Below are 12,005 nucleotides of genomic sequence, written 5' to 3' on the forward strand. Positions count from 1 at the left end.
TGTGTTTTTCCCCGGGTTGGTTAAGGACCCGGGGAAGATGGTAAATGATTTAGGTTCTCAACTTAATTGGCTGACTCAAACTGTCTCAGGAAACGAACATCGTTTTCGGAGAACATGCGTAAGTCTTTTACTTGGTATTTCAGGTTTGTTATGCGCTCGATACCCATTCCCAATGCGTAGCCGGAATATACTTTGCTGTCGATACCGCAGTTTTCCAGTACATTCGGGTCTACCATACCGCAACCGAGGATTTCCACCCAGCCGGTTCCTTTACAGAACGGACAGCCTTTGCCACCGCAGATATTACAAGAAATATCCATTTCGGCGGAAGGTTCGGTGAACGGGAAGTAAGAAGGGCGTAAGCGTATTTTCGTATCCGCGCTGAACATTTCCTTGGCGAAAAACAGTAAAGCCTGTTTCAAGTCGGCAAAAGAAACATTCTTATCCACATACAAAGCTTCTACCTGGTGGAAGAAACAGTGTGCGCGATAGGAGATTGCTTCGTTACGATAGACACGTCCCGGGCAGATGATGCGGATAGGAGGTTCCTGATTCTCCATTACGCGGGTCTGTACGGAAGATGTATGTGTACGAAGTAATACGTCCGGATTATGTTGGATAAAGAAAGTATCCTGCATATCGCGAGCCGGGTGGTCTTCTGCAAAGTTCAGGGAAGAGAACACGTGCCAGTCGTCTTCGATCTCCGGTCCTTCAGCGATGCTGAATCCTAAGCGTCCGAATATGTCGCAGATTTCTTTCTTTACGAGTGAAAGCGGATGGCGGGTCCCCAATTCGATCGGGTAGGCTGTACGGGTGAGGTCGATGTCATCGTTCACCGTCTGTACATTATCAAAGCCTGCTTTCAGTTCGTTGATTTTATTTTGAGTTGCCTCTTTCAGTTTATTGAGGTACTGGCCTACTTCACGCTTCTGATCTGCCGCAACGTTGCGGAAATCGTTCATCAACAAAGAAATTTCACCTTTTTTGCTGAGGTATTTAATGCGTAATGCTTCCAGTTCTTCAGCGTTAGCCGCTTTCAGGTTCTCCACTTCATTAAGCAGAGCGTTAATCTTATTGATCATTTCTAATCATTTTTGTTTTCAACGTGCAAATTTAGCCCTTTCTTTGGATACTGCAACCGATTGCGGCTGGTTTTTTTGAAAAAATAGAAGCATTTACCCGCTTTTTATCAGAAATTGTAGCTACGCCGATACCCAATACTTCCTTAAATTGCACTTTTGCACCATGTTTTTCACTTTCTTTGTTAAAGGTCTTCACATCATTATCGTATTTGAGTGTGGTGTTGAGTGTCGCGCTGAGGTATTTGTTAATCTTCATGTTGATCAGCATATCCCAGTTCACGTCTACGTTGCCGAACTGCTTGTCGTAGGGGGTGAAGAAATCGACGCTTGTGATCAGGTTTACGTTCTCCATAATCTTTTGTTCCGCTTTTGCTTTGATGAAGGCGCCGAGTTCCGCTTTAAAACGGTCTCCGGGATCGACACCGAATGCACCTTCTTTTGACAGGTAGTCGTCTTCCACAAATGTCAGTTTGCCTGCAATTGGGGAGAGATAAAGGGAATAGTTGCTTTTCGGACGGAAGTCCATACCGAATGAGATATTGGAATAGGCCGGAGCAAAGAATTTGGAAATGTAATGTGATTTGTCCGGATAGTTATATCCCTTATAGAACTGGGTGTTGAGGTCGGCCATTGCCGTATAATACCATTTCTCACTTGCTTTATAGCCTAACTGGGTAGAGAATGCGATCTTATCGGATGTTTTCTGTACACCTTGCGATTTCGTTTTTGTCAATCCGTAATCCAGCCCGAGATTGCTGATCCATAGCCAATTCGCCCGCTTGTGGGTAAGCGTCCCGTTCAGGTATGCATTGCCTGCAAAAGAGTTTTCACCACCGGCCGACCAGTTGCTGACTGCCGTTTGCGACATATTGACACCTGTAATGCCTTTCAGCACCCATTTCCCTTCTTCATACCCTTTGTCATCTGTTTGACCGTATCCGGCAACGCTTCCCATCACGAGTGCTACCATTAAATATACACGTTTCATAAATTCTGTTTTTGTAAGTTGTTTTAATTGAAGACGTCTTTTATAAAACAACAGGTAGCACTCGATTTTGTTTATTTTGAGGAAAGCTTGATTTCCGGTTATGGCAGATAAGGTTTGCCTACCGTCAGTTTATCTCCCGATAAATCGATCTCAAAAAGATGAGGGACACGGATGTATTTCCCGTTTACATCTTTGTGGCTATGGACGGACATCAACCATTTTCCATCCAATGTTTGAAACAACATGCCATGCCCGAAATTAGGCGGGGTAACAGGTTCTTTCTCCTGTATCCAGGGACCGTCCAACGTTCCGCTTTCCGAATAAGCGACTCCCTGTGTGTAATCCTGGAATACCCAACTTGTCCAGATCATACCTAAACGTCCCGTACCAGTTCTGAACAACCAGGGGCCGTCAGTCACCCGGTTTGGCAGAACTTTCTCTCCCATCTTTTCACGGCTCCAGGGCGAATCGCTGGCATGGAACAGTATTTTGCCCTTTCCGGCGGGACCGCTTAGATCCGGTTTCAACTCGATTTTTTCGATCGTCCCGTTCAGGTTCTGTAGCCATTCGTGGCAATAAACCATATAAGGTTTCCCGTCGCTATCAACCCAGAAAGTGCCATCCAGTGTGGGCATGTTTTCCGGAAGATAAACCGGGTCTTTCATCGGCTTGTAAGGTCCGTCGGGTTTATCGCTGACCAGGATATGGCTGGCACGGCGGGGGATTACGTTTCCTTTTACGGAATCTATCCGGATCGCGTTGTTTGTAAAAGTTGCGAAATAATAATATTTGCCCTTGTATTCGTGTAATTCTGCTGCCCAGATCTCCGGTTTGGGACCCATCCATGAGTCCGGGTCGGTTTGTGTAACCTGATACGGACCTTCCCACAGAGCGAGGTCCTTGCTTTTCCACAGACGTCCTCCCGTTCCGGTCATATAATACATGTTAGTCTTTTTGTCAGCCAGGATGCATGGATCACTCAGGTGAATGGAATCCAAAGGTATGGCCGTATATTTGCTTTTCCAGTATTGTTCCAGCCGGTCGGCTTCCTCTGTTGTGATTTGTATCACTGCTCCATGTTTGGGGGAGGAGAAATTAGTACATTTCATCACCCCTTCGTTGAAATGTCCGAGGTCTTTGAACGTGACGAAGTCCGTTGTTTCGACAAAACCGAAATTATGAGGCTTGATACTGAATATATCGTACATCAGTACCCATTTGTCTTCTCCTATGCGTTTCCAGACGTTGGGCGCTTCACAAGCTCCCGGTTCCAGGTCTATCCATTGAGGCTGATAAGCGTAGTCTTTATTGATCTTATCGGACATGGCCATCTTTATGCCGCCCGTTTTTTCCTGTGCCACGTATGTCATACAGAAACGTCCGTCGGGCAAGTGCGTGATGTCGGCATCCAGTACCTGGATTTCCGGATTGGGATATTCGAAGAGGATGGCGGGTTTTGTCACCAAGCGGGTAAAATCGTCATCCGTATAGGCGTAATAAAGTTTGGTTTTTCCTTTTCCTTCCTTGCGGATCGTGAAATAAATCATCATTTTCTTCTCCACAGGGTCGTAAGTCGTTTCGGGAGCCCATGCACAACCGATCTCTCCGAATTCATCGGGAAATGCTTTGTCGATACGGACACAGGTGTGCGTCCAGTTTATCAGATCGAAAGATTTCATCAGTATCAATCCCCGGTTGTTTCCCCAGCCATAAAGATCTCCGTCCCGTTCCCATTCGGTTGTCCGGTATCCTTTTTCTTTGGCAAAAAGATGTAGGTCGGTCATGGCTATATAGAAAGCACCGTCCGGACCGCGATAGATATGCGGATCACGTATGCCGCGCTGTTCGGCTATCGTATCGCCGGCGATAACCGGTTGTCCGTTATTAACAGCCGTAAAAGAATAACTGTCACGGCTGACAGCCATAAAAAGGCTATGTGTCGGGTCCGTAAAATAGACCATCAGGTAAGCTCCCATATCTTTTTCCGACGGTATGGTATGGGGAGTTTTTCCTTTCGGTTGGGCAAAGATTCCGAAGGGCAGCAGTAAGCTGAACAATACAATAAATACACCTTTATTCATGCTATTCGATATTAAGATTAAATATGGGTGCAAAAATAAGTGATTTATTGACACGAATATCATCTTTGTCTTATTTATATTGATTTTCGATTAATCGCTTCAATTCCTCTTTGCTTGGCAATATTGTTTGATATTTGCTGGCAAAGATTTGTTTGTTGCCTGCCGGTAGCGTTATTTCTACCATTGTATCGCTTTTGTCAGCACATAATAAGATACCGATTGTCGGGTTTTCATCTTCCAGTTTCATGAACGATCGTAGTAGTTGACGTACATCTGCATTTGCCCTAAATCTTGATGTTTTAGCATCCCTCGTTTCAAATCAATTAGCACGAATGCACGAAGTAAACGGTTGTAAAACACTAAATCTACACGAAAATGTTGTTCATCAAAGGTCAAACGTACCTGCCTGCCAACAAATGTAAAACCTTTACCAAGCTCTAACAAAAAGGATTGTAAATGATCGATTAATCGCTGTTCTAACTCGCTCTCCGAGTATCGGGGTAGTTCCGGTAAACCGATAAATTCCAAAATGTATGGATCTTTTATCAGATCTTGTGGTGTTTCCACGATGTGTCCTTTTTCGGATAATGCTTTTACAGAATCTTTATCATGGCTTAATACTAATCGTTCGTAGAGAGAGGAATCGAATTGCCGTTCTAATTCCCGTAAACTCCAATTATTATTTGTAGCTTCAATTTCATAAAAACGCCGCTCTTCGGGATTTGATATACGCATTAGTTTAAGATAATGTGACCAACTGAGGGTGAAAGGCAATTCATTCACCTTATCCTGTCTTTTTAGAGATTTCGTCAACACTGTTGAGAAATCTGTGTTGAATAGATTTTATAGAAATATCTCATTCTATCTAAATTTTCAACGGAGAAACCTTTTCCGAATTTAAGGGTTAATCTCATAGATAGTTCTTTTAATACGGCTTTCCCGTATTCTGCACGCCGTTCACCTTGTTGTTCGTCTTCTACGATCATTCGACCTATTTCATAATAGGTATAAACCATTGTAGTGTTGACTGTGGTTATCACTTGTTTACGTGCTTCAGCAATCAGCATTTCGATGCGGTTTGCGAGCGATTGTTCTGTTTGGTTGGAAATTGGTTTCACATTTAATTTTATGGTATGGACAAAGGTAGGTATTATATTCGAGATAAAGCAGACTAAGTACTTGATATCATAAAGACAGGGGAACCTCACGGCCCCCCTGTCCTAAACTCACTATTAATAATCTTTACTTACGAGAGAAAAGATTACTTATTAAGAAAAATACAAATTATCGTACACTAACCTTTGTTACAACAGACTCGCTGCCTGTACCCAATTTCACCAGATAGATACCGGTGGAAACAGGGATCTGTGTTGCGCTGCTGATTGTAGCGTGGTAAACAACCGTACCGGCGATATTCACAACCCATGCCTGCATAGGTGCAACAGGCTGGATGTGGATGTATCCGTCCTTGCCATAAACGGCAGTGTTGGCAATTGCTTCTTCCAGACCGGTAGCAAAGTCTACTGTCACTTCGCAAGTTGCAGTCACATCACCGATTTTAGCTGTGATCGTAGCTGTTCCGACTTTAAGACCTTTCACGGTTGCCTTGTTGCCATCGGCTGTCACGCTGGCGATCGTCGGATCACTACTGCTCCATGTCACGGTCTTGCCGTTCGATACAGTTGCTTTCAGAACGAATTCTTCCAGACGCGGTAACGTCTTCGTTGTTGCATCTAAGGAGATTGTAACGGTTTCGTCGCCATCACCACCACCGGAAGGAGGAGTCGGTTCGGACTTGAAGCCAATCAAGTTCTTTGTATAAATCAAAGAGAAGTTCGAATTTTCTTTTTTTGTACTTACCTGATAAGCATCATTACCCAAAGAGACTACCTGTACGGCATCGCTAAATACAGGATCGGAAACAGGTTTACCTGTTTCACGAATCGTATAAGTCAATTTGTTTTTAGCATCAGTTGTAGAAGAGGCTGTTTCAGGAACAGTTACCACGATAGTCGGTTTCAGGATTGTTCCATCCAAAGCTCCCGTTGTAGACAAGTCATAGTTAGCAGCATTATCTCCTGCCAAGCTCTGCAATGTAAACTTACGCGGACCAACCTCTGCTTTATCCAATGTTACATTCAGGCTTACAATATCATTGCTCAATATACCTTCAGATGTAAATTCATCCAAAGCTATTTTTGTCTGGCCTGTATAGTATGCACTGATCGGTTCTGACACTGTAATTGCTTTCTTGGCAATCTCGCCTGTAACAGCAGAAACTAAATTATAGTTATTTGCATCTGCGCCCGTCAGGATAGGAGCTTGGGAAGGATTGATCGTCTTTCCTCCGGCTGCCGGAGATGCATAGTTGAATGTCACCCCTTCCATATCCAGAACGACATTATCATTGCCTTTTACACCTGTTAAAGTTACCGAACCTGTTGCCAGGGTTAGGCCGTCATACGTCTTGCTCATGTCAGCAGTATAGGTGACTGCCTTTGGAGTTACGTCATACAGTTTGACCTTGACATCGCCAGATGTACTTGTTGCAATAATGGCAACTTTACCAACACCATTTGCGGTCAATGTAGTTCCATCAATAGATAAACGATTTAAATCAGTAGATGAATAAGTATAACTATTTGCATTAGTAATAGTAGATGTACCTGTATATTCAATTGTTGTTGCCTCTTCACTATTCCAGCCAGCCCAACTATCATCTGTCTTTGTTACAGACAATGCATTAATTACTTTTGGTAAAGTAGAAATGGCATTCACACTATTTGTAACACTACCATCATCCCCTGTTACTTGGAAATAGCCGCCGTTTACCGGTGTTCCTGAAACTGTCAAGTTCTGATGTCCGGCTGAATCAACAACTAAAGCCTTTGCTTCTTCGTTTACTTTATAAGCCACCACTACCGGAGTTCCTTTCGTAACAGTCAGTTTTCCATTTACAGGACTCAGATTATAATTCCGGCATAAGCCACCATCAATCTTCAACGTCAATGTACCTTCTTTTTCGTTTTCAGTAACATCCAACTTACCGGTATAAATAGAAGACAAAGATTCACCATCAACAAGACCTTCGGCAGAAAAAGAATACTTCGTATAACGTTGGTTGTACATACGTGTAACGTCGTCAACTTTTACAGTTGCATCCGCCCTTTTGATTTCACCTTTCAGGTTGGTAGGCTGTATCAAAGTATAATTGCCAGCTTGTGCACCATCCAAAGTCAATGTAGAAAGAGAGATCGCATGTGTACCGACATTCTTACTGGCATAAGTGGCGGTAGCACCTGATGCAATAGTAACCACATCTTTACCTATTACCTTATAGTCACTCGACAACGTGATTGCAGGCATAGTCTTTACCTTTGCATCGCCATCGTACGTTTTCGGCTCGAAAGCAGCCACCACCGCTTTAAGCGGTCTTTTGGTTACTTTGATTATCTTGGTAATAGTAGCAGAAGAATAAGTATCATCTGCGGCACGGGAAACGGTTACGACAATATCATCTACTGCCGTCGGTTTCAAGACGTTGGTCGCACTAATAATCTTAGCTTCTTCATTCTTAACAGTCGCTTTAAATGTATAGTCGCCCTTTGCTGCCGCTTGATCACTCGATACAATCAAAGCCAAGCTATCGCCATAAACAATAGAAGAAAGAACCTTGTCGTCGAACTTCAGGTTCTGAGGAGTGCCTTTTCTACCATTACGTCGATTGAGGCTGTACCTGTATTGTCAGAAGATTCAGTTGTTGTTGCCGTAAAGGTAATCGTATGTTTTTTTGCAGCAGCGTTAGATACCTCAAATTTATAAATACCTTTCGCATCCGGATTAATAGTAATATCAGATGCAGGAGCAACTTCAGATTCGACATCCTTCGCTGTTACCGTTGCAGTCTCAAGGCCACCGGCATGAACCAATTTGGCTTGTACCGTAATCGTTTTAGCATCAGCAGTTCCTGTAACCTTTGCATCTACAATTTCAATCTTAGGATTAGTAGCCTTAACGGTTAATGTACCCTTTTCAAATGTAATCGCATAATTATCGGAAGTCAGGCCATAAGGCATAATATCATAACCGCCCTCTTTCACCACTGAATTAGGAGTAGCGGAACAGATAAACTTCAAAGTGCCGTCGAGTTGATCCCCACTTTCCAAACCCGTTGTTGTTGCTTCAAAAGGCGGCAAGTCCAAACCGAACGTATGATCAGATACGTTATTAGCTTTTACCGTAGCCTTTGCCTTTACCACTTTTGCGGTTACAAATGTGATCGGGGCCAAGGTATAACGTTTGGCTGAATCCGTTTTTAACAAAGCGTTCAAGTCTGCATTTGTTATCTCAACCGGAACTTTATCTCCTACATTCTTATTTGCACGTTTCCCTGTCGGGAGATCAGCTTTGAAATATCCAGAAGCAGCAGCTTCCCAAGGCAATCCGGAAACAGCAATATCGTCATTCCATTTCAAGGTTACATCTGTCTTAGCATCATATACGATTGCAGTATCACCTTGCTTACCTGCATAGTTCGGAACAATACCAGCCGTCAGGGTCAAAGTACGTTTCGTGATCTTCAGCTTCTGGGTGTTAGTAAGACCTTCTTCATATCCACTATCATTACTGTCGATCTTACCATCACTATTCGAATCCTTTTTCACTTTCAGTGTCAATTCAACTTCACCAGGATTCAGGAATGAGAGAACACCATCGGTCAATGAAACTAATTCACTTCCCGTTGTTGCTGTTACTTCCACATTCTTTGTATTAAATGCTAATTTGATCGGAGTAGAAGCAAAAGCGACACTATCCGGCAGGTTTGTAATCAACGGAGCAACATTGATTTCACTAAATGCAAATTTTGCTCCTTCTGCACCATCGGCATTATAAGTTAACAGTTTAACCGCCTTGCCTTCAGCCAACATCTTGGATGCATCCGCCGAATTAGTAGTAATATAACCGTCTTTGCAGGTCGCCGAAACAGAACCGGTAATTGCGAAAGGTTCACCATTCAGTTCTTTCAAAATATCATCACATGTTGCATCCGGAGCAACGATAGTCCCTCCATTAGTTTTCATGCAATAGAAAGCATTAGCCGCTTTATAGTTATCAGCCCCTTTAATATAAGCATACGACCATGCATCATTGGCAGTCATACGGACATAACCGAAACTCTGGTCGTCGTATGTATTTTCCAGAGCAATTGCAGAATTGTCAATTTTAGATGATTTTGCATCCTGAACAATAACATTGATCGCAGTCCAATTATCCACAAGGCCGTTACAACCGGTTATTGTATTGCCGGTAATCGTATAGGATGCAGATTCCGATTTTGTAGTAAGGTCGATACCGTTAGCAACATATTTGTTTTTATCGGCTGCCGGTACGATACCATTCAATTTACAATCCTGAATCGTCACCTTATCACAAGCTCCGAGGATAACCGTTTTTTGCGGACCATTTGTTCCGATAGAAGTTGCATTGATTGTCAACCCTTTCAGAGTAACGTTTTCACCAGCCAATGCAATATGACCGTTAATCGTGCCCTCGCCATTTAATGTAATGCCTTCACCGATAGACAAGGGTTTGTCGTTGTCGAATGTCCAGGTCTTGCCTTTATCTATTCCAAATGTTGAAATAGTAGTGGAAGCATTCTTCTTGAATGTTGCAAGTTTTGCCTTAGTTCCGACCAGTTCGATATCGGCACTTTCCAAACCTTGCCCGATCTGCATGACAGGATTGTCTGTTTTTGAATCCACAAACTTAAAAGTAGCCTTTCCGGTAACACACGGAATAATCTTTCCATTCGTATCAGAATCAGCCCAACCGTTTACAGGTCCGAGGCAAGCATTGATTTGCTCCAAATTATTAAATGTGCAACCATCAAACGTACAAGTAATATCTTTGACCGTACCTCTGTTTACAGAAGCGAACTCATAATAAGATCCCTTTTTGGCAAAAGTGCAACCGGTAAGTGTTGCCGTAATCTGATCTGCACGTCCATTTGCAAGTACACCGTAGAAAGACGCTATTTTGACATCTTTCAAAGTGACAGTACTTATCCCGGTTCGTGTATAACCCTGGCCACCGCCACAGCCGATACCTTCGGTTATTTCACCGTCTGTCATGGTCAGCTTAATGGTTTGTACACCATTCACAGATTCAGCCAACGGCGTTTCCAGTGTATTCGATGTTAATCCGGCATCATAACCGCCAGCATAAAGAGTTGCGATCTTTGTATCTGCACCAGATATATTGATTTCGACTTCATTTGACTTTGCATAATACTTACCGCCACCTTCTAAAATATTGCTGACAGTACCACCACTAATTGTAATCGATGTTTTTCCTTTTACGTCAGCTTGAGTTCCAGTTGTTTTATCACCTTCACCATATCCGCCGCCAAACAAATCGACAAGAGTCCCGCCCGTCATGACAATAGTAGAGTTTTCTACCGTAGAATTCTTCATTCCGCCGTACAACCCGATATTCGTTTTCGTAGGATCGAAAACCATCGCCTCGCTATCATCAGCAGCCGTTATCTTGATCTTGGTATTCGCACCCGATGCGGAAACTGTTACAGGCACACCACCTGCATATACTAATGTAGAATATTTACCGGCATTATCACCTGTCAACGCTCTTGTTTCCAAAGGAAGTCCGCTACAATACCCACCATGAGATTGCGCATAAGCATTTGGAGTGGAATAGACCGTATCAGATTTAGTGATAAGACCCTGACCATCTCCTACAACAACAGAAAACGTTCTTGTTGCTAAAACCTTATTACTTTGCTTTAAATCCACAACATCCAACTGACAACTATATGTACCAGCAGTCGTCGGCGTCATCAAAATAGGAGAAACTAAATCGCTAAGAGAAAAACCGGCTTGCGGTCCAAACAGATACTCGCCGTTTTCAGCATTCCAGGTATTCCATTTACCATCCTGGAAATACTTCAGCCCCATAGAACTTAGTTCAGCAGGGTTATTATTAGTAGTCAAACTAATTTTCACACGAACATTAGTCGCATTCATTGTTCCTTTTGCCGTACCTACATTAAATACAATAGGCTTATTGGTAACGGCAGTACCCAAATCGGTGAAAATCACCGGCTGAACTTCCGCCGCATGTATCCACCCCATACTTGTCACCGCTATGAGAACGGCAAACAACATAAGTAATCTCTTTTTCATGAAAATAAAATTAAATTGTAAGTATTGAAATGACAAATTCCCTATACTCGTTTAATGTGTAATCTGTGTGGTTACACGTAAACGGGTTTCTTCTCGCTTTGGTTTTTTCTTTATTTCATCGGCAATACAAATTTGGGTTCCATCAGTTCCCGGAGTGGAGGTTATACAAACAAAAGAAGGCGTAGGAACTGTTGATATATCTGATATTGAGGCTCTCGACTGCCCTTTCAGTTGATATAAACAACAGCCCACGCCCTTTTGCTCGTATACAGACGTATGCAAAGCATACGGGTATATAACAAGGAAAGGTACGCGAGCGTTTAGTTGTCTATTATCCAACTGAAATGAAACTGTCGAGATTTCAATATCAGGATAATATCTTTTAAACGCTTCTCGTAATCAATAAAACGCAGTGACCTGTAACTCTATACAGGTGTGCAGGGGCAAAAGTAGACCTTAATTTTCAATAAACAAAGAAAAAAGGAAAATAATGTGCTGATGAAATAATATGCCAATGAGAAAGAAAGGATAATATTTTGTTGGTTCCGGGATTGATTCGGAATTTGCCAGATACGAAACAAACAGACCTCGTAGGGGCGGTTCGCGAACCGCCCTCCGTGTCAACAAATATGTCCTTCAGCGCTACCTGGGCAGT

5 protein-coding genes and 2 pseudogenes are annotated in these 12,005 nt (G+C 42.9%); all 7 read right to left on the reverse strand.

From position 1 onward, the window contains the following. Nucleotides 1-62: 62 nt before the first annotated feature. The gene (pheS, locus tag DW083_RS18940; RefSeq protein WP_115501154.1) at nt 63-1,082 is read right to left on the reverse strand and encodes a phenylalanine--tRNA ligase subunit alpha; all 1,020 of its coding nucleotides are present in this window, start codon (nt 1,080-1,082) and stop codon (nt 63-65) included. Nucleotides 1,083-1,200: 118 nt separating this feature from the next. Then, a pseudogene (locus DW083_RS18945) lies at nt 1,201-2,070 on the reverse strand (DUF3078 domain-containing protein); the annotation flags it as partial. A 98-nt stretch (nt 2,071-2,168) separates the two neighbouring features. After that, complete coding sequence (locus DW083_RS23140; RefSeq protein ID WP_233552294.1) at nt 2,169-4,151, reverse strand: family 43 glycosylhydrolase; 1,983 nt, start codon at nt 4,149-4,151, stop codon at nt 2,169-2,171. A gap of 70 nt (nt 4,152-4,221) precedes the next feature. Next, nucleotides 4,222-5,218: pseudogene (locus DW083_RS18960) on the reverse strand (YhcG family protein). A gap of 217 nt (nt 5,219-5,435) precedes the next feature. Next, nucleotides 5,436-7,793, reverse strand: coding sequence for a YDG domain-containing protein (locus DW083_RS22155; protein WP_158582142.1), 2,358 nt, complete (start codon nt 7,791-7,793; stop codon nt 5,436-5,438). A 44-nt stretch (nt 7,794-7,837) separates the two neighbouring features. Beyond that, nucleotides 7,838-11,350: an MBG domain-containing protein gene (locus tag DW083_RS18970; protein WP_147382168.1), complete on the reverse strand. Its 3,513-nt coding sequence runs from the start codon at nt 11,348-11,350 to the stop codon at nt 7,838-7,840. Nucleotides 11,351-11,813: 463 nt separating this feature from the next. Then, on the reverse strand, nt 11,814-12,005 hold a 192-nt coding region (locus DW083_RS23145; RefSeq protein WP_233552295.1), incomplete at its 5' end, for a hypothetical protein.

The sequence above is a fragment of the Parabacteroides sp. AF48-14 genome, from assembly GCF_003477465.1.
In the GTDB taxonomy this organism is placed as follows: domain Bacteria; phylum Bacteroidota; class Bacteroidia; order Bacteroidales; family Tannerellaceae; genus Parabacteroides; species Parabacteroides acidifaciens.

What these genes read in the sequence shown, in the direction of transcription:
- DW083_RS18970 (WP_147382168.1), bottom strand. Translation starts at nt 11,350, where the DNA reads ATGAAAAAGAGATTACTTATGTTGTTTGCCGTTCTCATAGCGGTGACA.
- DW083_RS23140 (WP_233552294.1), bottom strand. Translation starts at nt 4,151, where the DNA reads ATGAATAAAGGTGTATTTATTGTATTGTTCAGCTTACTGCTGCCCTTC.
- pheS (WP_115501154.1), bottom strand. Translation starts at nt 1,082, where the DNA reads ATGATCAATAAGATTAACGCTCTGCTTAATGAAGTGGAGAACCTGAAA.